Source organism: Winogradskyella litorisediminis (assembly GCF_042675765.1).
In the GTDB taxonomy this organism is placed as follows: Bacteria; Bacteroidota; Bacteroidia; order Flavobacteriales; family Flavobacteriaceae; genus Winogradskyella; species Winogradskyella litorisediminis.
In genome coordinates this window covers 70,239-93,999 of record NZ_JBHTJL010000015.1, presented here as the reverse complement: position 1 = coordinate 93,999, position 23,761 = coordinate 70,239, and the positions used below count along the sequence as shown (strand labels likewise).

Genomic DNA, 23,761 nt, shown 5'->3' with positions numbered 1-23,761 from the left:
TTAATTTATAGGTCTAAAACTTGTGACCCCAAATTTTTCAGCTTCTGCACGAGCTGCTGGCGCCCACTTTTTTAAATTATTTATTCTGGTATCATTACTTGGGTGCGTGCTTAAAAATTCTGGTGGCGCTTGTCCGTTACTTTTTGCCTTCATACGTTTCCATAGTTCAGAGGCTTCGCTTGGATTATAGCCAGCAATTGCCATAAGACGCAATCCTATTTCATCTGCTTGCGTTTCATGAGAACGACTAAATGGTAATGTTCCCAGCACCGTTGATCCAATACCGTAAGATTGGTTAAAAATGTTTCTAGATTTTGCATCATTTGCTAATGCAATATTTCCTGCTAAAGCTATACCTTGTTGTAAGTATGCAGCACTCATACGTTGCTGACCGTGATTGGCTAGAGCATGGGCAACTTCATGACCCATAATGGCTGCAATACCAGTTTCGTTTTCTGCAATCGGTAAAATCCCAGTATAAAAAGCTATTTTTCCTCCTGGCATACACCATGCATTAACTTGGTCTGAATCTATTAAAGTGTATTCCCACTTATAATCATTTAAATATCCTTGATAGCCGTTTGCATTTAACCAGCGCTCTGAAGCAACTGCAATACGTTGACCGACACGTCTTATCATCTCGGCTTCACTTCCAGAATTTATAACTTTATTTTCACTTAAAACTTGGTTATATTGAGCAAAAGATGATGGAAATAGTTGGTCGTTAGACACAAACGCTAAAGTCTTTTTTCCTGTAAATGGATTTGTTGCACAAGCTACCATTAACAAAAACAGCGCTGCAAATGAAATGTATTTTTTAATTTTCATGATGGTTGAGTATTTGATTACTAATTTACAAATAAATTATTCAATTATATTTTTTGTAAAAGTAATACAAGACGCTGTTTTAATTTAATTCATTTCCTTTTAAATGTAGCTCCGAAAAGTTTTTATCAACGACAAGACTGTAAATTCCATCATTGCTTAATCGCTCTAAAGAAATTGTCTGGTTGTCAATTTCAATTTCTTCAATAGTAAATGGCAGACCATGAATAATTAGTCTAAAATCCTGATATTCGGTCACATATTTTCCTTCTTTAAATTGATTAATGATTAATTCGTTTTTTCGTCCCGTTAATCTAAAATTTCTTAAACTGTAACGTCCCTTGGTGTAATCATATCCATCGTTTGCATCGCTATAAAGTTCAGAATCTTCTTTTCCTTTTTTATAGTAAACGTCTAATGTAATTTCGTTGATTTCTTTTTCACCGACGTATTGCTGTATTGGGTATTTAGGTATAATAGCACCTTCTTTTACAAAAATTGGCATACTATCTATATCTGCATCTACCCACATTTCTTTTCCACCTTTTACAACTTCATCTGTCCAATAATTAAACCATTGTCCTTTGGGTACGTACATGCGTCTTCCTTTTGCATTTGGCTCTAAAACTGGACAAGCTAGAATGTGTTCTCCAAAAACAAACTCGTCTGTTCTGTAATGCGTATGAACATCTTCTTGGTCGTACAACACTAGAGATTTGAGCATAGGCGTACCATGGTCTACATAGTTCCAAAAAGCAGTATATAAGTATGGTAATAATTGATAACGGATTTCGATAAATTTTCTAACAATATCAGTAACGTCTTCATCAAAAGCCCAAGGTTCTTGGTCGCCATGGTCACCAGATGAATGCACTCTAAAGAAGGGATGAAAAATTCCTAATTGTATCCAACGTGTAAATAATTCACCTTGTGGCTGTTCAGCAAATCCACCAATATCACTTCCTGCAAAACCAAAACCAGACATTGCCATACGTTGAGCCTGAATATTGGCAATCCAGAGATGTTCCCAAGATGCAATATTATCTCCTGTCCATGTGGAAGTATAGCGCTGAGTACCGGAATAAGCTGCTCGCGTTATAACGAATGGGCGTTTTGGATATCTAAACTTTTTAAGTCCGTGGTAGGTTGCTCTGGCCATTTGCATGCCGTAAACATTATGAGCTTTTCTATGACTACATGGATTGCCATCATAATCATGCCTTACATCGTCAGGAAACGTTTTATTTGGAACTTCCATTACTGCAGGCTCATTCATATCATTCCATACGCCTTTTACTCCAATATCTTCAATAAGTTCTTTAAATAGACCAGACCACCAATCTCTAACTTCTGGCTTTGTAAAGTCTGGAAAGTAACATTCGCCTGGCCAAACTTTTCCTTTCATATGTGCACCATCAGCACGTTTACAGAAATAATCGTTTTCTAAGCCTTCTTTAAACACCCAATAGTCCTTGTCTATTTTAATACCAGGATCAATAATGACTACGGTTTTAAAACCGTCATCTTCAAGTTCTTTCACCATACGTTTTGGGTCTGGAAAATGCTCCTTGTCCCAGGTAAAACATCGAAAACCATCCATGTAATCGATATCTAAATAAATGGCATCGCATGGTATTTTAAGTTTTCTAAAGGTAGAAGTAATTTCTTTGACTTTTGCTTCAGGATAATAGCTCCATTTGCATTGATGAAACCCAAGTGCCCACATTGGTGGTAGTTGGTGTGGCTTTCCTGTTAAATCTGTATAACTTTCAACCACATCGGTCATTTTTGGACCATAGAAAAAGTAATAATTCATCTCTCCACCTTGTGCCCAAAAACTAGTGACATTGCGTCGTTCATGTGCAAAATCGAAAAAACTCTGAAACGTATTGTCAAAAAAGATACCGTAAGCTTTGTTATTATGTAAACCCGTATAAAACGGAATGTCTTTATAAATTGGGTCTGTATCTTTACCGTAGGCATATGAATCGGTTACCCAATTGGTGTAACGTTTTCCTTTTAAATTTAGATGATTTGGTTTGTCTCCAAGACCGTAATAACTTTCGCCATCTTGAGACACTTTACTCATTTTTACAATATTTCCACCGTATTCGTAGCTTTCTTCCCAATGAAAGCCAATTTCATCTTCATTAATAAGCGTATTGTCTTTTACATCGTACATGCTAACGCGCATGCCCTGTTTAAGGATTTCGCAACGTAATTTTGAAGTCGTGATGATGTATTTGTCTTCTTCGCCTTTAATTTCTAATTTATTATAACCTGTACTTGCATATTTGGTTATTGCATAAGAAAAATCATTATCAAAATTTCCGACAGTTGTATATCTAAAACGCAATACACTATCTCTTACTACTTTTAGCTGAAGAATAACATCGTTATCAGTATAAAAATAGAGCGTGTCAACGTCTTTTTTAAAGTTTAATATTTTAGTAGGAAATAAATTTCCTTTATTTTCTAATTCTGTATTCGTTATCATACAATTTTATTTGGAGTATATAAAAAAAGGTAAAAAAAAGGAGTATTAAAAGAATGAAGACTATAAGTTTATAGCAGTTTATTAACTATAACGTTTTCGTTTTAAAGATTCTGAATTTATTGGTATTTAAAGACTAAAACAGCTAATGCTGGTAAAGAAATTTCTACAGAAAAATCAAGACCGTGACTCGATGTTTTTTCGACTTTAATGGTTTTATTTTTAAAATCTCCAGTACCAAAATACGACTTGTCATTTGTATTAAAAACCTCTACTAATTTGCCTTTTCGTGGCACACCTATTTTATAAATTTCTTTAGGCACTGGTGTAAGATTTGCAATTACAATAACATCATCTTTTTGCTGAATACCTTTACGGATAAATGCTAAAACCGAATTTTCGGCATCTTGATAATCTATCCACTCAAAACCCTCGTCACTGAACTGTTTTTGGTATAACGCAGGTTCGTGCTTATAAAGTTTATTTAAATCTTTTATAATATTCTGAATGCCTTGATGCGGCTTAAATTCAAGTAAATGCCAGTCCAAACTTTTTTGAAAATTCCATTCTTCGTATTGCCCGATTTCAGCACCTTGAAATAATAAATTTGCACCTGGATGCATAAACATATAAGCATATAAACATCTTAAATTTGCAAAACGTTGCCACTCATCACCAGGCATACGACCCAAAATTGATTTTTTGCCGTAAACCACTTCGTCATGACTTAATGGTAACATAAAATTTTCGGTGAATGCGTAAGTTAAACTGAAGGTTATATCATTTTGATGATGCTTTCTGTATATAGAGTCTTTTGCAAAATACTGAAGTGTATCGTGCATCCAACCCATCATCCATTTCATACCAAATCCTAAACCTCCAATAGAAACCGGTTTTGAAATCATTGGAAACGCAGTAGACTCCTCTGCAATAGTTTGCACATCTGGATAATTGCCATAAACAGCCGAATTCATTTCTCTTAAAAAAGCCATAGCCTCTAAATTTTCTCTTCCACCGTAAATGTTTGGTTCCCATTGGCCTTCTTCTCTACTGTAATCTAAAAACAACATTGAAGCAACAGCATCGACTCTTAGACCATCTACATGATATTGGTCTAACCAAAATAATGCATTACTTATGAGAAAGGACTTAACTTCATTTCTACCATAATTAAAAATGAGACTTTTCCAATCTTGATGATAGCCTTTACGTTTATCTGGATGTTCGTAAAGGTGAGAACCATCAAAATAACCTAACCCATGTGCATCTTCTGGAAAATGCGATGGTACCCAATCTAAGATGATACCTATTCCGTTTTGATGAAGAGCATCTACTAAATATTTAAATTCTTCAGGATAGCCAAAACGTGAGGTTGGTGCAAAATATCCTGTAATTTGATAACCCCATGATGGGTCGTAAGGATATTCCATAATAGGCATAAATTCTACATGTGTAAAATTCATGTCTTTGACGTAGTTTACTAATTCTTCTGCTAATTCAAAGTATGAAAGCGACCTATTCTCTTCGGCTTTTTTTCGCCATGAAGACAAATGCACTTCGTAAACTGAATAAGGCGCATCTAGAGCGTTGTGTTTGGCTCGTGTTTTCATCCACGACGTGTCTTTCCAATTATAATCATCTTCCCAAACTACTGATGCTGTTTTTGGTGGATGTTCTGCTCTGCGTGCGTATGGATCGGCCTTTTCGGTAACAATACCGTTATGGTGACTTTCAATTTTATATTTGTAAATATGGCCTTTTCCAACATTTGGTATAAAACCTTCCCAAATACCACTTTCGTCCCAACGGACAAAAAGTTGATGTTCTTCGTCATTCCAAAAGTTGAAATCTCCAATTACAGAAACTCTTTTTGCACTTGGTGCCCAAACCGAAAAATAGGTGCCTTCAATACCATCTACGTTGCATACATGCGACCCAAAATGGTTGTATAATCTGTAATGCTTCCCAGATTTAAAAAGGTTAACATCAAATTCTGAAAAACGACTGTGTGAAATTACATCTGCCATAGATTAAAGCGTAAAGCCTTTAGGCAAAACTGCACCTTTTTTAATTACTACTATTCCTTCTTTAATAACGTATTGGTCGGTTTCCGCATCTTCAAGATGTTTTCCGCCATTGATACGCACATCATCGCCGATGCTTACATTTTTATCTAAAATGGCATTTTTTATAAAGCATCTTTCGCCAATACCAATGAGAATTTCGGTTTTGTTTTTGTCAATATCCTCTAAATTTTCATAATCATCGTTACCCATCATATAGGTGTTTATAACTGTGGAATCTTTCCCAATTCTAGAACGAATACCAATAACTGATTTTTCGATTTTTGCGGCACTAATAATACAGCCTTCGGCAATAACGGCACGGTCTAATGTTGTGCCAGAAATTTTAGATGTTGGTAGAATTCGTGCATTTGTAAATACGCGCTGCTTGCTATCGTATAAATTGAATTTTGGAATGTCGTCTGTAAGACCAAGATTGGCTTCAAAAAAAGAATCTATGTTTCCGATGTCTGTCCAGTAGCCTTCAAATTGATAACTTAACGTTTTATGAGAATCAATAGATTGCGGAATTATTTCTTTACCGAAATCTATAGTGTCTGGGTTGTCCATTAAATCAATAAGAAGCTGTCTGTTAAATATATAAATACCCATTGACGCCAAGTGATTTCTACCTTGTGCTTTCATTTCGTCACTTGTTTCAGATGTCCAATCTGGTAATAAATCTGTTGATGGCTTTTCAATGAATGAAGTAACAACGTTGCTTGAGTCCGTTTTTAAAATTCCGAAAGAGGTAGCGTCTTTTTCATTTACTGGTATTGTAGCTATTGAAATTTCGGCATTGGCTTTTATGTGCGCTTCAATCATCTCGTTGAAATCCATTTGGTATAATTGGTCACCTGAAAGAATTAAGGCATATTCAAAATCATGTCGTAAAAAATGGTGCATGCTTTGCCTTACAGCATCTGCTGTGCCTTGAAACCAAGATTTGCTTTCTGGTGTTTGCTCTGCGGCTAAAACATCCACAAATGCTGAACTAAAAAAACTAAAATGATAAGTATTTTTTATGTGTCTGTTTAAGGAAGCCGAATTAAACTGAGTTAACACAAACATGCGTTTTATATCTGAATTGATACAATTTGAAATAGGAATATCTACCAATCTATATTTTCCTGCAATTGGTACTGCAGGTTTTGAACGTTTTTCTGTAAGCGGATATAAGCGTGTACCTTGACCACCACCAAGTATAATTGATAAAACTTTATTATTAATCATTTGTTTGTGTTATTGATTGGTATAAATTTATGTATGTTTTTGCTGATGCTTCCCAAGAATGGTCAATCTGCATCATGGTTTTTCTGTTTTGTTTAAACAGTTTATTGTCTTTATAAAATTGTTCAGCTCTTTTTATGGCTTTAAAAATATCTTCAACGGTTGTTTCCTTATGTACGATGCCAAAACCGTCATCATTAATATCTGTTACGGTATCTTTTAAGCCACCTATTTCTCTAACAACTGGCACGGTTGCGTAGCGTAAAGCATACATTTGGTTTAATCCACAAGGCTCAACACGAGATGGCATCAATAAAAAGTCAGCACCTGCATAAACAATGTGAGACAGTTTTTCATCGTAGCCAATATGGCAATTATAATTGCCCGTATTCTCTTCTCGTAAATGTAGTAATTGTTTTTCGGTTTCTTCAAAACCAGAACCTAATAAAAATAACGAAACGTCCAATTCTTTTAATACCGCTTTAAAAACTTCTGGTAATAACTCTGCGCCCTTTTCGCCAACCAATCTACCAATAAATGCAATTAATGGTTTATTTGGGTCTAAATTAAAAGTTTTACAAAGCCAATCTTTATTTGCTTTTTTACCGCTAACGATTGAAGTTATATTAAAGTTTTTAACCAAATGTTGGTCCGTTTTAGGATTCCAAACTTCGGCATCAATACCATTTAAAATACCCACAAATTTTTTATTTTCAGCTAAAAGTAAATGTTCTAAACCATTTGCGTTTTGCTGTAATTCTTCCATATAACTTGGTGAAACTGTTGTTACACGCCAAGCACATTTTATAGCAGCGGCTAGCGGATTTATAACACCATTCCAATCTAACAATCCTCCATTTGATAAATTAAATTCTGGAATTTTATGTAAATGCTCATAAGGCATCCAGCCTTGATATTGAGCATTATGTATGGTTGTAATTACAGGTATTTTATTCAACAATTCATACTTATAAGATTCTTGCAACATAAAAGGGATTAATCCTGTATGATGGTCGTGGCAATGTATATAATCTGGTTTTTTATCTAGTTGCAAAATCCAATCTAAAGCCGCAATCTGAAATGCTAAAAATCGGTCTGTATCATCTGCAGAGTACACGTAATCTTTAAAAAGTAATTCTTTTACATGAACGAAGTAAGTATCAAAATCTAAAACAAGATTTTTTAGTACTTTAATTTGAAAACCGAAATCTGTTACACCTAATTTTAGTTGACCATCATGTAAGGTTTCAAATGTATTTTCATTTACAAAAGCATTATTATACATCGGCATAATTACCGAACTTTTTGCTCCAATCCTATTTTGATATTTTGGCAAAGCACCAACAACGTCTGCCAAACCACCAACTTTGGCTACTGGAAAACATTCGGCACTAACGTGAAGTATATTCATATTAATTATAATCTTGCTTTAAAATTAAACATTTAGATGGTAATAATTCCGTTTTTAATTCAACTTAACGTAAAATTAAAAAAACAACGTTTTCGTAATTAAAATATAATTAATGCGACCTAAGAATTACTCTATAATTTGTAAATTTACATTATGAAAAAGATAAGTTTATTACTGGTATTAAGTTTCATGTTTGCATGCAATGGTACCGCACAAAAAAAAGAAAATAAAGAGAAAGAAAATTTTGAAGTCACAAAAACAGATGCCGAATGGAAAGCACAACTTTCTGACAAAGAATATTATGTGCTTCGTGAAGCTGGAACAGAACGACCATTTACAAGTCCGCTAAATAAACTGTATAAAGATGGTACTTACCATTGTGCAGCGTGCAATACGCCTTTATTTAAAAGTGAAACAAAGTTTGATTCTGGTACAGGTTGGCCAAGTTTTTACAAAGAAATTGAAGGCAACGTAGCGTTTTCAACAGACTATAAATTAGGTTACGCTCGTACCGAAGAACATTGTGCTACTTGTGGCGGTCATTTAGGGCATGTTTTTAACGATGGACCAAAGCCTACAGGAAAAAGACATTGTATCAATGGTGTTGCATTAAAATTTGTTCCAGCAGATAAATAAACAACGATAAAAACTTATATAAAAGCTTCTAATTTAGAGGCTTTTTTTATAGCTTAATTTATTACTTTTGTTTTTTCAAAATTATAAAAATCTTACGCATGAGTAAATACGATATTATTGTTTTAGGAAGTGGTCCAGGTGGCTATGTTACAGCAATTAGAGCTTCTCAATTAGGCTTTAAAACTGCAGTTATTGAAAAGGAAAGTCTTGGTGGTGTTTGCCTTAATTGGGGTTGTATACCAACAAAAGCTTTATTGAAGTCTGCTCAAGTTTTTGAATATTTAAAACATGCTGAAGACTATGGACTAAAAGTTAAAGATGCTGAACATGATTTTGATGCCGTTGTTAAACGAAGCCGTGGTGTAGCCGAAGGAATGAGTAATGGCGTTAAGTTTTTGATGAAGAAAAACAAAATCGATGTCATTGAAGGCTTTGGAAAACTGAAGCCAGGAAAAAAAGTTGATGTTGATGGTACAGAGTATTCTGCAGACCACATTATCGTAGCGACAGGTGCACGTTCTCGTGAGTTACCAAGTTTACCACAAGACGGTGAAAAAGTGATTGGCTACAGAAAAGCAATGACCTTAGAAAAGCAACCTAAGAAGATGATTGTTGTTGGTTCTGGTGCCATTGGTGTTGAGTTCGCTTATTTCTACAACTCAATGGGTACAGAAGTAACCATAGTAGAATATCTCGATAAAATTGTACCTGTTGAAGATGATGAAGTCTCTAAGCAACTAGAAAGAAGCTTTAAAAAATCGGGCATTAAAATTATGACATCTTCAGAAGTAACTAAAGTTGATACTTCCGGTGCTGGCGTTAAAGCAACAGTAAAAACAAAAAAAGGAGAAGAAATTCTTGAAGCAGATATCGTTTTATCAGCTGTTGGAATAAAATCAAATATCGAAAATATAGGATTAGAAGATGTGGGTATTGCCGTAGATAGAGATAAAATCTTAGTAAATGATTATTACCAAACCAACATTCCTGGTTATTATGCCATTGGTGATGTTACGCCTGGTCAGGCTTTAGCCCACGTTGCTTCGGCGGAAGGTATTCTCTGTGTCGAAAAAATTGCAGGTCAACATGTTGAAGCACTAGACTACGGAAACATTCCCGGTTGCACATACTGCTCACCAGAAATTGCAAGTGTTGGTCTTACTGAAGCGCAAGCCAAAGAACAAGGTTTGGATGTGAAAATTGGAAAGTTTCCTTTCTCAGCATCAGGAAAAGCAAGTGCTGGCGGTAATAAAGAAGGATTTGTAAAAGTAATATTTGATGCTAAATATGGCGAATGGTTAGGTTGTCATATGATTGGCGCTGGTGTAACCGATATGATTGCTGAAGCTGTTTTAGGACGCAAACTTGAAACTACTGGTCATGAAGTTTTAAAAACTGTACACCCGCATCCAACAATGAGTGAAGCTGTTATGGAAGCCGTGGCTGATGCTTACGATGAGGTAATACATTTATAAAAGCCCATCCTAACCTTTCCAAAGGAAAGGAATTCTTACTCAGATGGCAAATTATAATACCATAAAGAGCGATAATTTTTAAAAATTATCGCTCTTTTAGATTGAAATTATTTCTTGTAAAAATTTAACTTGCCAAACGCTGGAAACTAAATACTGAATACTAAAGTCTATAACCTAGCCCGATAAATAATACATTAGGCGATATCTCTTGAAAACCGATAGTATATTTTAAGTTAATATCTAAGTCACTAGTAATATCATAAGCTATACTAACATCTGCTCGAATTTTAAATTTATTATTGAAAAAATTAAAAAAGTAGTTGAGACTTGGACCAGCTAAAATATGAAAGTTGTTATCTACATCGTATTTTAAATAAATTGGCACATTTAAAAATTCAAAATCCCCAATACCTTTATAAACTAATTCTGGTTGAATATGAAATCCTTTATCGATAACAATATCTAAAAAAATACCTCCAAAATAACCAACTTCTGTTTCTGGATTTTCACCAAAAACACCATTATCTTCATTAAAAAAGGTCAAACTAGTGCCACCTTTGATTCCAAAATCTGTCTGACTTTGAATTGTAGCTAAAAAAGTAAATGAAAATAAAAAAGATAAAAACAACCTCATAACCAAAGAATTAGTATTATCGAAGATACAATTATTCTTTGGTTTTAAATTAATTTATTAACTAAGCAAAACTTTTTAAAGCAAGGTCGTAACTCTGTAATCCAAAGCCTATAATAATGCCTTTTGCATTTGGAGCTATAAAAGATTTATGTCTAAACTCTTCACGTGAGTACGTGTTAGAAATATGCACTTCAATTACTGGTGTTTCGATTCCTGCAATAGCATCTGCAATACCAACAGACGTATGTGTGTAAGCTCCAGCATTAAGAATTATGCCATCGTAACTAAAACCAACTTCGTGTAGTTTGTTAATGATTTCGCCTTCAATATTGCTTTGATAATAGTCTATTTTATATGTATCGTATTTTGATTTAAGCGCTTCAAAATATTCCTCAAAAGAAGAATTACCATAAACCTCAGGTTCTCGTTTACCTAATAAATTTAAATTAGGGCCATTAATAATCATCAGTTTCTTCATGAAGTAATTTTTTATAAGTCGTAATTCTACTTTATTTTATATTAAATATTAATTTATTATAATTTTAAAATATCTATTTGCGTGGTCTCGCCTTTTTTAAGATTAGTCATAGCCTTAATCGTATTTTTGCCATCTAAAACCTCAATAATTGCGGTATTTGAGCCAATGCTTCCTACCGATTCTGATAAAATTTTAATTTTTGTAATTTTATTTATTACAGGAATTTCTATCGTTTTTCTTGCTTCTGTAATTCTGTACTTTGTTAATATTGGTTTATTGTCTTGGTAAACGGTAATGATATCATCATCAATCTGGCCACCATCGTAAATTAATAACTTTAATATTTTTGAAGCCGTTGGTATAGATGTAATCTCGTTTTTCTTAAGCACATTTAAATTTAAAGTATCAATAATCTTTATGTTTTGAACCTTTTTTTTGATACTATCTGCAATACGTTTTGACTTGGTGACTTTTTTAGAAAATTTGGCCACGCGCTTCTGTATTTTGGCAACTGAACTCATAGCTATTTCGCCATTTAAGCATTTAGTGCCATCACTAAATGTACCTTGAAAATCACCATCTAATTTATCTGAGCCTATTTTAAATCTATTAGAAGTAAAATTAACATTACAAAAATCAAAATCGTCTAAAGACACTGGAGATTTTGTATAAATGAGACCAACCTCTTTAAAAGATATTTGTTTTGCATCTTCATTATAAACACCTTCAATTTTAGATTTCGTTTCGTGTTCTCCTCCAAAATCAGTTAAGCTATAACCAGAAATTAATCCACCATTTTCGGTGAAATCTACTTTATATTTAATAAAGAGTGAATCTTGAAGTTTTATAAATCCATCAAATTGATTTTCTTTCTGTGTATGTGCATATTGACTAAGCAGAACAAAAATCAAAATAAATTTTAAATATTTCATTGATAAAGAGATTGTTATATAATTTTAAGAAATAAATTAAATAAGATACGTTGTTGTATAATTATTATTTTTAATTTTAAGGTAAACTTAAACCAATTTTTATGAAAATTAAACTTTTACTTTCGGCTTTTGCAATCATGCTAAGCTTAAGCGCTGCTTATGCATCTTTCCCTGTGAAAAGAGCAGCAGTTTCTATTGAAAACAATGTTATTAATGAAACATCATCAGAAGATGTTATGATGGCTGTACCTGCTGCAAGAGCAGGAAAAGATAAATGGGTGGCTGCTGCACTTTGGTTAGTGCTTGGTGGTTTTGCTGCGCATAGATGGTATATTGGTAGCCCATGGTATTGGAACGTGCTATACATTATCACATTTGGTTTCTTTATAGTTGGTCACATAATAGATATTGTCCAAATTTTAACGGACTCTTATCCTGGACTTTAATAGAAAAAAGTAATAACAAAAAAAAGTCACCAATTTAAAATTGGTGACTTTTTTTTTATTTAAATTTTAAATTAATTTCCTATAAATATATAGAGATACCAACTCCACCTCCAAAATTAGAGTTCTTAGTTTCTAAATCACTGTTACCTTTATTAATAAAGGAAGTAACACCTGTTTCTTCACGAAGTGCAAAACTGCTAGATTTTTCTGAATCTTCACGACCTGAGCTTGTTGATACCAAATCAACACCTAGACCTAAAAATGGTCTAAAACTACTTTCTGGGCTAAAAAAGTACGTTACATCTAGAATAAAAGCAAAAGCATTTGACGTATTCTCAAAACTACTTTCTTCTTGTTTTTTATAAGTAAAAGAAAAGTTAACTCCTAGAGATAAGTTAACTCCTAGAGATAAATTATCAGCAACAAAATAAGCAACATTTGGCGTTACAGTAAAAATACTAGATTCAAAATCTTCAGAAACGAATTGTCTGTCAAAGTCAAATTTTGAGTTAGTAGAACTGAAAGACAATATTGAATTGTCTCGAAATGTCCATGTTCCCTTTCAGTTTGAATATCTACTTCAGCAATCATCAAAAATAGAGTAACTATAAAAAAATTGATTTTATTAAAAAGTCGAAAAATCTAATACTTTTCTTTAAAATTAATTTAATGACAAAAGTTCAGACATAAAAAAACCGAGGCGCTTGCCTCGGTTTTATTGTTTTTATCTATACTATATTAAAAGAATAATGTAAAGCCAATATTGAATTGAAATACACCTTCATCAGTAAAATCTTCGTTTAAAGATAAGTTGTAACGAAGACCTGGCTCAATAGCAATGTTATCTGCAACAAACCAAGCGTAACCACCTTGAAGACCTAACCATAGAGGAGTTTCTCCTGCACCATTTTCTACTGCATCACCAGAAGCACCAGTTAAATCTACTCCAAGTGGGAATTCACCACCTAAATAATACTTCGCACCTAATCTGTAAGAAAAAGAAGTTTCATTATCTCCTACATCAGGATTAAAACCACCAAAACCTAAACCAGCTTTAATAGCTAAGTTGTCAGATATGAAATATCCTCCATCTAAACCTAAGTTGTACTGAGAAGTTCCATCTGAAGATGCAAACATAAAAGAAGTAGAACCTAGCATCGCATTACCAGTATTAGCCTCAATTAACCATGTACCTTCTGAAGTTGCAGAACCAGCTTCATCTTGAGCATTAGAAAAACTAAACGCACATACTGCTAAAGCAGCAATAAATAATTTTTTCATAATTAAAAGTTTTTAAATTGATAATGCAAACTAAATACTTTTTTGCTTAAGTATTTATAAATGTTTAGACATTATTAACATCTTTATTAACAAAATGAAAAATACAAACTGATTATCAGGTATTTGCGTTTTTCATTATTAACAATCTTGGAAAAAAAAGTTCTTACTTCACCCTTAAAAAAAAGAAAAATAACCATCTATTATAACTAAATTTACATATGAAATGGCGTGAAGCAATAAACGATTATGAAACTTTTTTAAAAATTGAGCGTGGACTACTACAAAACTCAATTGATAGCTATGTATATGATATATTGCGAATTCAGAAATTTCTTAACGAAAATGATATAAAAGAATCTCCTATTGAAATCTCACAAGAGACCGTACAAAATTTTGTTTATCAAATTTCAAAGGAATTAAATCCGCGTTCTCAAGCCAGAATCATTTCTGGTTTACGTAATTTCTTTGATTATTTAGTGTTTGAAAAGTACCGTGAAGCCAATCCTGTAGACCAAATAGAATCACCACGTTTAGGTCTAAAACTCCCAGATACATTATCTATTGCTGATATCGACCTTATCATTTCTGCAATTGATTTAAATTATCAGTTTAGAGGCGTAAATCTTGGTCATCGTAATAAAGCTATTTTAGAAACCTTATACAGTTGTGGACTTCGTGTAAGCGAGCTTACCAACCTTAAAATTTCAGATTTATTTTTTGAAGAAGGCTTTATAAAAGTAAAAGGTAAAGGAAATAAAGAGCGCTTTGTACCTATTGGAAAAAACACACAAAAACTGATTGATATTTGGTTAGACATCAGAAAACATATTGATGTAAAACAAGAATCAAAGGATGTTTTATTCTTAAATTACAAAGGTAATCAGCTAACTCGTGCTATGGTGTTTACCATTATAAAGAAATTGGTTGAGAAAGTTGGTCTACAAAAAACAGTCTCTCCGCATACCTTTAGACATTCATTTGCAACGCATCTTCTAGAAAATGGTGCCGATTTGCGTTCTATACAAATGATGTTAGGCCATGAAAGTATCACTACTACAGAAATTTATACCCACATTGATAAATCGCAATTAAATAAGGTAATTAATACGTATCATCCGAGGAAATAGTAAACAGTTCTCAGTAGCTAATAGTTAGTTGCAATCTAAACTTCCAACTGCGTACTTCAAACTTCAAGCTTGAGCAAAAAAAAACCTCAAACTCCAAAGAATTTAAGGCTTTAAGCATGTTTTTAACTATAGACTATTTCGCAATGTTTACTGCTCTAGTTTCTCTAATTACTGTTACTTTAACTTGTCCCGGATATGTCATATCCGTTTGAATTTTCTGAGAAATTTCAAAAGATAAGCTTGCTGCTTTATCATCTGTCACTTTTTCACTTTCTACGATAACACGTAATTCTCTACCTGCTTGTATAGCGTATGCTTTCTTTACACCAGGAAAACCAAATGCCACAGCTTCTAAATCTTTTAAACGCTGAATGTAAGAGTCTAATACTTGACGTCTTGCACCTGGTCTCGCACCAGAAATAGCATCACAAACTTGAATAATTGGCGACAGTAAAGTTGTCATTTCAATTTCATCATGGTGAGCACCAATAGCATTACAAACCTCTGGTTTTTCGCCATGTTTTTCAGCCCATTTCATACCTAAAATAGCGTGTGGTGTTTCTACATCTGCTTCAGCATCTGGTACTTTTCCTATATCGTGGAGTAATCCTGCACGTTTGGCAAGTTTTGGATTTAACCCTAATTCTGCAGCCATTACACCGCAAAGTTTTGCAACTTCACGAGAATGTTGTAGTAAATTTTGTCCGTAAGACGAACGGTATTTCATACGACCAACCATCTTTATTAATTCTGGATGTAAACCGTGAATACCTAAATCGATAACCGTACGCTTACCAACCTCAATTATTTCTTGTTCTATTTGTTTCTGGGTTTTCTTCACGACTTCTTCAATACGCGCTGGGTGAATACGTCCGTCAGTTACCAATTTGTGTAAAGATAATCGTGCTATTTCACGTCTTACAGAGTCAAAACACGATAAGATAATAGCTTCTGGTGTATCATCAACGATAATTTCGACACCTGTTGCTGCTTCGATGGCGCGAATATTTCGACCTTCGCGGCCAATAATCCTACCTTTTACATCGTCAGATTCAATATTAAATACGGAAACACAATTATCAACTGCTTCTTCTGTACCAATACGCTGAATGGTATTAATAATAATCTTCTTAGCTTCTTGCTGCGCGGTTAATTTTGCCTCTTCTACTCTATCTTGAACAAATGCCATGGCATCTGTTTTTGCCTCTTCTTTTAAGGATTCTACTAATTGATGCTTTGCATCATCAGCAGATAAACCTGAGATTACCTCTAGCTGTTTAATCTGACTTTTATGAGCCTTTTCGACTTCTTCAGCCTTTTTTTCAAGAAATTCTAATCTGTAATCGTAATCTTTAATTTTATCGTCTAAGGATTGATTTGATTTTTTAGCTTTTGATAACTCACTAGAAATTTGAGATTCTTTGTCTCTAATACGCTTTTCGGCTTCTGCCATTTTTTTATCACGCGATAAGATGACTTTTTCGTGTTCTGCCTTGAGTTCTATGAATTTTTCTTTAGCCTGAAGTATTTTATCTTTCTTAATTGATTCACCTTCAGATTTGGCGTCTTTTAAGATAGATTTGGCTTCTCTTTCTGCTTCGCCAATTATTTTAGATGCCTTTCCTTTTTCTAACGATTTAGCAATGATAAAACCAATTATCAATCCTAAAACCGCAGCGCCGGCAATGTATAGTATGTTAGTATCCATATATTTAGTTTAGTTGATGTATTTATATAAAAAAAGCCTACACCAGTTCTGTGTTTTGTATAAACTCCTTAAAAACAAGTTTAGGGCTAACAAGCTGCTCAAAAATCTGCCTAGAATTAATACTGAAACAAGTTCAGTACAAAACAGCAGCACGGTTTTACAACTTCAACTCACCCTTTTTAAAGAATTAATCGTTGAGTTTATCAAAAAATATAACTAATGTAGGCAGTAACCTTATTTTATTTTAAAGAACGTACGAGTTAAATATGTGATTGTAAAAGTTCATTTAAAGCTTCTAACTTCTCTTGTACTTCTTCATTCACATACTCTTTATCTATCGACTTTTGCTCTACTTGAGCAGCAAATTGTAAGGCACACATTGCCAAAACATCTTGCTTATCTCTAACAGAGTAACTTTGCTCAAATTGCCCAATCATTGCCTCTATCTTCTTTGCGGCTTTACGCAACCCTTCTTCTTGGCTTGGGTTTATGGTTAACGGATAAACTCTGTTAGCTATTGATAATTTAATTTTAAGCTGATTAGACATCCGTTAATTTTCTTTTCGCTACTCAGACAATTGCGCAATACAATGGTCAATATCTCTTATTAGCGAATTTATTTTGAGTTTTGTTTCTCGTTTATTTTCGTCACTACCAAGCATTGCATTTGCAGTTTTGAGCGTTTCATATTTGTCTGACCAATCGCTAATTTGCTCTTGATAATTTAAGACTTGTTTTTGATATTCTGCTAGTTGTTCCGAGAGTTTTGCATTTGTTTGTTTTAGCACTTCTTGCTTATGCAAAACCTTTGAAATTCGGTTCTCTAACGTATCAACAATATCTTCAATTTTACTCATTTGCGTTATACAACACTATGTAACAAATTTAAGATATCTAATGGATAAAGCCAATAGTTTTATGATTATTTTTGATTGAGTTAATTATAATGAAATTAATTTGTTACCAAAAATTATACAGTTTTAGCGTTTGTAAATCACATTCAAAATTCTATTTTAGCTACTATATAATTGCAAATGAAAAAAATAATCCTTCTTTTTTTAATTTCTAATACGCTTTATGCTCAAACCGAATATCCGCAAGATTACTTTAGAGACCCTTTAGATATTACTTTAATACTTTCTGGAACTTTTGCAGAACTACGCTCTAACCATTTTCATTCCGGTTTAGATATAAAAACACAACGAAAAACAGGCTTAAAAGTTTATACCGCTGCGGAAGGTTATGTTAGCCGAATTAAGGTTTCTCATTACGGATACGGAAAGGCTTTATACATTACACATCCAAACGGGTATACTACAGTTTACGGACATTTAAAAAAGTTTTCGCCTAAAATTGAAGCCTACATTAAAAACTGCCAATACGAAAAGGAAAGTTATGAAGTGGAAATGTTTCCTAATAAAATAGAATTACCTGTTTCCACTGATGAAGTCGTCGCTTTTTCAGGTAATACCGGCGGTTCTGGTGGACCACATTTACATTTCGAAATTAGAGATAATGCCGAAAGGCCAATAAATCCAATGCTTTTCGGAATTAATATTAAAGATTCAAAAAAACCTTTTATAACATCAGTCTATGCGTATCCTAAAGATAAAAATGCATTTATTAATGTTAAGAATGAGCGCATTCCTCTTCGATTAATCCCGCAACAAGACGGTAATTATAAAGTTGAAAAAATTAAAGCCTATGGCAATATTGGTTTTGGTATCGTGAGTTATGATAAGCAAGATTTGGCTCCAAACAATAATGGTGTAAGTAATATTTCATCCTATTACAATGGAAACAAAATTTATGAAATGGATTTTAAACGTTTCAGTTTTAGCGAAACCAAACACCTAAATCGTTTTATAGATTTTGAATTGTGGAAAACAAAGAAAACACGCAGTCAACAACTATTTGTTAAAGAAAATAACCCATTAAGTATGTTTAAAAACATTGTAGATAATGGTTATATTAAAGTTGAAGATAGTACCTCAACGCTTTATAAAGTTGAAATAAAAGACTACGCAGATAACACTACAACACTTTCTATTCCTATCATTGGTGCTCCAAAACCTATAGTTGAATTTGAAGATGTTAACGAGGAAGATAAATACCTTGTGAAAAACCAAGAAACTACCGTTTTAAAAGATGGGTTGGCATCTGTAACAATTTATCCAAATACAGTTTATGAAGATGTATTGATTGATTTTAAAGTCAGCTCGGACAGCATATATTTACATAAAGATGTGCTTCCGCTTCAGAAAAATTTCGTGGTTAATTATGATATTAGCAATTATAAAGATGTTGATAAAAGCAAATTATTTATTGCACGACTTTATGGATATTACAAAAAACCTAGTTATGTCGGCACAAAACGAAAAGGTGATACATTAACCGCTCGTAGTAAAACCTTTGGCATTTATACACTTGAAGCTGATACAATTCCCCCAAAAATTGAGCCCATTAACTTTACCAATAAAAAGTGGCTAAGTAAATACAGATATCTAAAAGTTAAAATTTCTGACGACTTATCTGGAATTTCAAAATATAGAGCTACCGTTAATGGAAAATGGATTTTAATGGAATACGATTATAAAACCAATACCTTAACACACGATTTTAACGATGACGTCGTTACAGATACAGAAAATAATTTGAAAATTATTGTCACAGATAATGTTGGAAATAGTTCTACATTTGAAGCAACATTTTTTAGAAAATAAAACCCATACTTTTGAAGACCGCTAAACCGTTACTCACAGGACTACTTCTTCTTATTTCGCTAAGCATTTTTGCCCAAACCGCGGTTTTACGAGGTGTAATTTTAGGCGAAAATAATTTACCAATTGAAAATGTAAATATTACCGCAAGCACTGGCGAAGGTGCAACGACTAATAAAAATGGATTTTATAAAATTAGAATTCCGTCAGAAACTGAAGTAACATTAACCTTTAGTCACGTGTCTCACAAGCGTGTGGAACAAAAATTCAATTTAAAAAACGGTAGTGAACTAGAATACAATCCGGTGTTGAAAGTTAGTGTTGTCCAAATCGCGGAAGTTGTTATTACACCAGAAACTAAAATTGAAAATTCGGATGTCACTACTATTCCCGCTCAAGTTTTAAGACGTATTAAAGGCGCACAACCTGGTGTAGAAAATATTCTGAAAACCTTACCTGGAGTAAATATTTCAAACGAGTTAAGTACGCAATATTCCGTTCGTGGTGGAAATTTTGATGAAAACCTTGTTTACGTCAACGAGATTGAAGTCTATCGTCCATTTCTCATTCGCTCTGGTAATCAAGAAGGCTTGAGTTTTGTAAACACTGACATGGTAGCCAATGTCGATTTCTCTGCTGGTGGTTTCCAAGCACGTTATGGCGATAAATTGTCTTCGGTTTTAGATATTACTTATAAAAAGCCTTCAAAATTTGGTGTAAGTGCAGATTTAAGTTTGCTAGGCGGAAGTGTTGCAGTTGAAACCGCTTCAACCGACGGAAAATTTTCTAGTATTTCTGGAATTCGTTACCGCGACAATAGTCTGGTGCTTAACAGTCTTGAAACTAACGGAAATGTGGAACCTGTTTTTGCGGATGCACAAACTTATCTAACGTATCGCTTTTCAGATAAATTTCATCTAAATTTCCTCGGAAACATTTCTCTTAATCAGTATAATTTTCAACCAGAAAACAGACAAACCAATTTTGGTACTGTTGACGAACCTGTAGCGCTTTTAGTGTTTTACGAAGGCCAAGAACAAACCGAATACCAAACCTATTTTGGTGCATTTAAAGCAAATTATTTTCTGAATGATAAAACAACCTTAAAACTTATTGGTTCTGCTTATCACGCCACAGAACAGGAATACTTCGACATTTTAGCACAATACCGCTTAGGCGAAGTCAACACTAATATTGGTGATGAAAATTTGGGTGAAGTTGAATTTAGTGAAGGTATCGGTTCTCAATTTACAAGAGCAAGAAATGATTTGGATGCACTTATTTTTAATTTGGAGCATCGAGGTGATTATAACATGGATGACGATAGTAACCTTGAATGGTCTGTAAAATATACACGTGAAGATATACGCGACCGTTTGGTAGAGTCTGAAGTTATTGATTCGGCTGGATTTTCCATTCGTCCGCCAGGATTAACTGGACCAAATTTTCAACCAGACGTACCATTTAATGGTCCGTTGACAGCTTTTCAAAATATTAGAGCGTTTAACGAAGTGCAAATCAATAGACTTCAAGCTTTCGTTCAGTATAAAAAAACAACGCAGATTGGAGAACACGAAGCCTATTACAATATTGGTGTACGTGCACATAATTGGTCTGTAAATGGTAGCGGAATTGAGGGCAATAACCAAACTGTTATTAGTCCACGAGCGCAATTTGCTATTAAGCCAAATTGGGATAAAGACATGCTTTTTAGAATTGCTGGTGGTTTGTATTACCAACCGCCGTTTTATCGCGAATTACGAGATTCTTCTGGTGTTGTGCAACCTAACGTAAAAGCGCAGAAATCGTTTCATGTGGTTTTAGGAAATGAGTATAGTTTTAAACTTTGGGACAGACCTTTTAAATTAGTGACTGAAGCGTATTACAAAGGTTTATCCGACGTAAATCCTTACACACTAGAAAATGTCCGTATTCGTTATCGTGCCAATAATAGTGCAAAAGCTTATGCTTACGGTTTAGATTTGAGATTGAATGGTGAGTTTGTGCCAGGAACAGAATCTTGGTTTAGTTTCGGTTATTTAAAAACCGAAGAAAACATTAATAATCGTGGCTATATTTCTAGACCAACAGACCAACGTTTAAAGTTTGGTGTATTATTTCAAGATTATGTACCTAACATGCCAGATTTAAAGATGTATCTCAATTTGGTGTATAATACAGGATTGCCTGGCGGTTCGCCGAGTTATGCTGACCCTTATGATTTTCAATTTAGATTACGAGATTACAGACGTGCAGATTTAGGTATTTCTTACGAAATAGTAAATCCTGAAAAAACTTATACGTCTAACTGGAAAAAACCATTCAGAAGTTTGTCGCTTGGCATTGAAATTTACAATATGTTTAACAACCAAAACGCCATCACTAATACTTGGGTACGTGATGTAAATAGTCAGAGACAATTTGCGATTCCTAACTTTTTAACGCCACGAGTTTTTAATGTGAGATTGTCGGCGAGATTGTAACATGCATATGAAATATTTGGTTTTCGTTTTGTCAGTTTGGTTTTCGTTTTTGGCTTTTGGACAGAAGAAAAAGCCTATTTATTATTGGGATGTTGACAATAGTATAATGACAAAACGTAATTTTCTGAAAAAAAAGACAGATGGAATAAAAAATGGCACGTATTATTTATCACTTGCTTTTGAAAATGATACTTGTTACATCCGGAAACTAGAATCAAGAAAAAATTATGGCAAATTAAATAAAGATGAGCTAATCGTCCTAAATAAATATTTGAACGAGCTAGAGTTCAAGCCGTCTGCTCGCTTAAGTATCATACAATTTCATCCAGGAAAAGATAGATGCAACAGCGGAAGACTTTATTTTAAAGGACAAAACAGTTCTTACGGAAATTCTTATCTAAAAAATTTAAAGAACAAAATTAGCCTTAATAACTACAGAATATATAAGAAAGATTCGACATTAGATTATTCTGGTTTCAATAGGTTTAAATGGAATTTCGATGAGAAAAGACTAATTGAGAATATGTTTTTCAAGTATCATTATCCTTGCGGAAGCTTTGTTGTTATAGATAATTTAACACATAAATACATTTCAATTTACGGAGAATATGGATCATCTTCTGTTACTAAGATTGTTGAAGAAATAGCCGGCAAAAACTAATTCCTAGCAAACTCACAAATTGTCTCCACGACATAATCAATCTCTTCTTTGGTATTAAATTTACTAAACGAAAAACGCACAGAAGGTTTCTGTAATAAATCGTCATTTAAAATCTGAGACAAGACATGTGATGCAGATGTGCTTCCACTTTGGCAAGCACTACCTTTAGAGCAAGCGATACCTTTTAAATCTAACTGAAATTGAAGCATTGCCGCTTTTTCTGGTGGTAATGGCAAGCACACATTGACTAACGTGTATGTGCTTTTATCAGGATTACAGCATTCGCCATTAAAATGAACATCTGGTAATTTTTCTAATAAACTATCTATAAAATATTGCTTTATTTTTTTTACGTATTGGCTTTCTTTTTCAAGATTTTCGTAAGAAATCCTCAAAGCCTCATCTAAACCAACGATATTGTGCAAACTTTCTGTACCAGCGCGATAGCCTCGCTCCTGCTCGCCCCCAAAAATTAAAGGTTTTAGTCCTGATGCTGCTCTAACAAAACAAAAACCAACTCCTTTTGGTCCATGAAATTTATGTGCGCTTGCTGCTAAAAAGTCGACTTTAATGTCTTGTAAATCTAACTTAAAATGTCCAACAGATTGTACCGTATCTGAGTGAAATAAAGCACCATAAACTTTGCACAAATCAGCAACTCGTTTAATATCTAAAATGTTACCAATCTCGTTGTTAATATGCATTAAGCTTACAAGTTTTTTTGTGTCAGATTTTAGTAATTCTTCAAAATGCTTGAAATCGACAGTACCTTTTTCGTCTAGTTGTACGTAAGTGACATCAATATTGTATTCGGCTTGTAACTGTGCTGCAGTATGTAATACAGCGTGGTGCTCAATACGAGACGTGATAATTTCTGTAACACCTAAATCTCTAACGGCGCTTCGCATTGCGAGATTATCGGCTTCTGTTCCACCAGATGTAAAAATAATTTCAGCAGCAGATACATTAAAATAAGAGGCAATATTTTTACGGCATTTTTCCATAATGGATTTTGCCGAACGCCCAAAACTATGAGTTGATGAAGGATTACCAAAATTCTGATTTAAAACTTCAGTCATTTTTTCCACAACTTCTGGTCGTAATTGTGTTGTCGCTGCGCTATCGAAATACATATTTGTCATGCTGCAAAAATAAAG

21 protein-coding genes and 1 other RNA gene are annotated in these 23,761 nt (G+C 33.6%); 7 read left to right on the top strand and 15 right to left on the bottom strand.

Going from position 1 to position 23,761, the window contains the following annotated elements; translation table 11 throughout:
• The 5 genes from ACFQ1Q_RS10985 to ACFQ1Q_RS10965 all read right to left on the bottom strand — a co-directional run bounded on the left by ACFQ1Q_RS10985 (position 1) and on the right by ACFQ1Q_RS10965 (position 8,023).
• Positions 1-828: a M48 family metallopeptidase gene (locus tag ACFQ1Q_RS10985; protein WP_386131243.1), complete on the bottom strand. Its 828-nt coding sequence runs from the start codon at positions 826-828 to the stop codon at positions 1-3.
• A 79-nt stretch (positions 829-907) separates the two neighbouring features.
• The gene (locus tag ACFQ1Q_RS10980) at positions 908-3,322 is read right to left on the bottom strand and encodes a glycoside hydrolase family 31 protein (protein ID WP_386131240.1); all 2,415 of its coding nucleotides are present in this window, start codon (positions 3,320-3,322) and stop codon (positions 908-910) included.
• Positions 3,323-3,438: 116 nt separating this feature from the next.
• Positions 3,439-5,346 (bottom strand): 1,4-alpha-glucan branching protein GlgB, encoded by a 1,908-nt coding sequence (glgB, locus tag ACFQ1Q_RS10975; RefSeq protein ID WP_386131237.1) that lies wholly within the window; start codon positions 5,344-5,346, stop codon positions 3,439-3,441.
• A gap of 3 nt (positions 5,347-5,349) precedes the next feature.
• Positions 5,350-6,615, bottom strand: a complete 1,266-nt coding sequence (locus tag ACFQ1Q_RS10970) for a glucose-1-phosphate adenylyltransferase (RefSeq protein ID WP_386131234.1) — start codon at positions 6,613-6,615, stop codon at positions 5,350-5,352.
• Positions 6,608-8,023, bottom strand: coding sequence for a glycogen synthase (locus tag ACFQ1Q_RS10965; protein WP_386131231.1), 1,416 nt, complete (start codon positions 8,021-8,023; stop codon positions 6,608-6,610). The genes ACFQ1Q_RS10970 and ACFQ1Q_RS10965 overlap by 8 nt, the downstream gene beginning before the upstream one ends.
• A 153-nt stretch (positions 8,024-8,176) precedes the next feature.
• Between ACFQ1Q_RS10965 and msrB the strand changes: the two genes are divergently transcribed.
• Both msrB and lpdA read left to right on the top strand, forming a co-directional pair.
• Positions 8,177-8,659 carry a peptide-methionine (R)-S-oxide reductase MsrB gene (gene msrB / locus ACFQ1Q_RS10960; protein WP_386131228.1) on the top strand — a complete coding sequence of 161 codons (483 nt, stop codon included), beginning with the start codon at positions 8,177-8,179 and terminating at the stop codon, positions 8,657-8,659.
• A 98-nt stretch (positions 8,660-8,757) separates the two neighbouring features.
• A complete protein-coding gene (gene lpdA / locus ACFQ1Q_RS10955; RefSeq protein WP_386131225.1) occupies positions 8,758-10,134 on the top strand; it encodes a dihydrolipoyl dehydrogenase in 1,377 nt (458 codons plus the stop codon).
• 160 nt (positions 10,135-10,294) lie between these two features.
• Here the strand turns inward: lpdA and ACFQ1Q_RS10950 are convergent, their stop codons facing one another.
• The 3 genes from ACFQ1Q_RS10950 to ACFQ1Q_RS10940 form a co-directional block, all read right to left on the bottom strand.
• On the bottom strand, positions 10,295-10,768 hold the full coding sequence (locus tag ACFQ1Q_RS10950) for a hypothetical protein (RefSeq protein WP_386131222.1): 474 nt from the start codon (positions 10,766-10,768) through the stop codon (positions 10,295-10,297).
• Positions 10,769-10,829: 61 nt separating this feature from the next.
• Entirely contained in the window at positions 10,830-11,246 is a 417-nt protein-coding gene (aroQ, locus tag ACFQ1Q_RS10945; protein ID WP_386131220.1) for a type II 3-dehydroquinate dehydratase, read from the bottom strand.
• Between the two features lie 56 nt (positions 11,247-11,302).
• Positions 11,303-12,178 (bottom strand): hypothetical protein, encoded by an 876-nt coding sequence (locus ACFQ1Q_RS10940; RefSeq protein WP_386131218.1) that lies wholly within the window; start codon positions 12,176-12,178, stop codon positions 11,303-11,305.
• Between the two features lie 101 nt (positions 12,179-12,279).
• On the opposite strand from ACFQ1Q_RS10940, the gene ACFQ1Q_RS10935 reads away from it, so the two are divergent.
• Positions 12,280-12,624, top strand: a complete 345-nt coding sequence (locus ACFQ1Q_RS10935; protein ID WP_386131216.1) for a TM2 domain-containing protein — start codon at positions 12,280-12,282, stop codon at positions 12,622-12,624.
• A 79-nt stretch (positions 12,625-12,703) separates the two neighbouring features.
• On the opposite strand, the gene ACFQ1Q_RS10930 is transcribed toward ACFQ1Q_RS10935, so the two are convergent.
• On the bottom strand, positions 12,704-13,153 hold the full coding sequence (locus tag ACFQ1Q_RS10930; protein WP_386131213.1) for a hypothetical protein: 450 nt from the start codon (positions 13,151-13,153) through the stop codon (positions 12,704-12,706).
• 209 nt (positions 13,154-13,362) lie between these two features.
• Complete coding sequence (locus ACFQ1Q_RS10925; RefSeq protein ID WP_386131211.1) at positions 13,363-13,905, bottom strand: hypothetical protein; 543 nt, start codon at positions 13,903-13,905, stop codon at positions 13,363-13,365.
• A 218-nt stretch (positions 13,906-14,123) separates the two neighbouring features.
• On the opposite strand from ACFQ1Q_RS10925, the gene ACFQ1Q_RS10920 reads away from it, so the two are divergent.
• The gene (locus tag ACFQ1Q_RS10920) at positions 14,124-15,032 is read left to right on the top strand and encodes a site-specific tyrosine recombinase (protein WP_386131209.1); all 909 of its coding nucleotides are present in this window, start codon (positions 14,124-14,126) and stop codon (positions 15,030-15,032) included.
• A 133-nt stretch (positions 15,033-15,165) separates the two neighbouring features.
• Here ACFQ1Q_RS10920 and rny read toward each other — a convergent pair whose 3' ends face one another.
• The 4 genes from rny to ACFQ1Q_RS10900 all read right to left on the bottom strand — a co-directional run bounded on the left by rny (position 15,166) and on the right by ACFQ1Q_RS10900 (position 17,597).
• The gene (rny, locus tag ACFQ1Q_RS10915) at positions 15,166-16,740 is read right to left on the bottom strand and encodes a ribonuclease Y (RefSeq protein WP_386131206.1); all 1,575 of its coding nucleotides are present in this window, start codon (positions 16,738-16,740) and stop codon (positions 15,166-15,168) included.
• A gap of 61 nt (positions 16,741-16,801) precedes the next feature.
• Positions 16,802-16,940: non-coding RNA, 6S RNA (gene ssrS, locus ACFQ1Q_RS10910), on the bottom strand.
• A gap of 60 nt (positions 16,941-17,000) precedes the next feature.
• Positions 17,001-17,288, bottom strand: coding sequence for a cell division protein ZapA (locus ACFQ1Q_RS10905; protein WP_386131204.1), 288 nt, complete (start codon positions 17,286-17,288; stop codon positions 17,001-17,003).
• A gap of 18 nt (positions 17,289-17,306) precedes the next feature.
• Positions 17,307-17,597 (bottom strand): hypothetical protein, encoded by a 291-nt coding sequence (locus tag ACFQ1Q_RS10900; RefSeq protein ID WP_386131202.1) that lies wholly within the window; start codon positions 17,595-17,597, stop codon positions 17,307-17,309.
• 177 nt (positions 17,598-17,774) lie between these two features.
• Between ACFQ1Q_RS10900 and ACFQ1Q_RS10895 the strand changes: the two genes are divergently transcribed.
• From ACFQ1Q_RS10895 to ACFQ1Q_RS10885, 3 genes are read left to right on the top strand one after another with little or no spacing between them, the layout of a single operon-like run.
• A complete protein-coding gene (locus ACFQ1Q_RS10895; RefSeq protein WP_386131199.1) occupies positions 17,775-19,463 on the top strand; it encodes a M23 family metallopeptidase in 1,689 nt (562 codons plus the stop codon).
• 11 nt (positions 19,464-19,474) lie between these two features.
• On the top strand, positions 19,475-21,943 hold the full coding sequence (locus ACFQ1Q_RS10890; protein WP_386131196.1) for a TonB-dependent receptor: 2,469 nt from the start codon (positions 19,475-19,477) through the stop codon (positions 21,941-21,943).
• Between the two features lie 7 nt (positions 21,944-21,950).
• Positions 21,951-22,604 (top strand): hypothetical protein, encoded by a 654-nt coding sequence (locus ACFQ1Q_RS10885; protein ID WP_386131193.1) that lies wholly within the window; start codon positions 21,951-21,953, stop codon positions 22,602-22,604.
• Here ACFQ1Q_RS10885 and ACFQ1Q_RS10880 read toward each other — a convergent pair.
• Positions 22,601-23,746: a cysteine desulfurase family protein gene (locus tag ACFQ1Q_RS10880; protein WP_386131191.1), complete on the bottom strand. Its 1,146-nt coding sequence runs from the start codon at positions 23,744-23,746 to the stop codon at positions 22,601-22,603. The genes ACFQ1Q_RS10885 and ACFQ1Q_RS10880 overlap by 4 nt on opposite strands.
• Between the last annotated feature and the right edge of the window lie 15 nt (positions 23,747-23,761).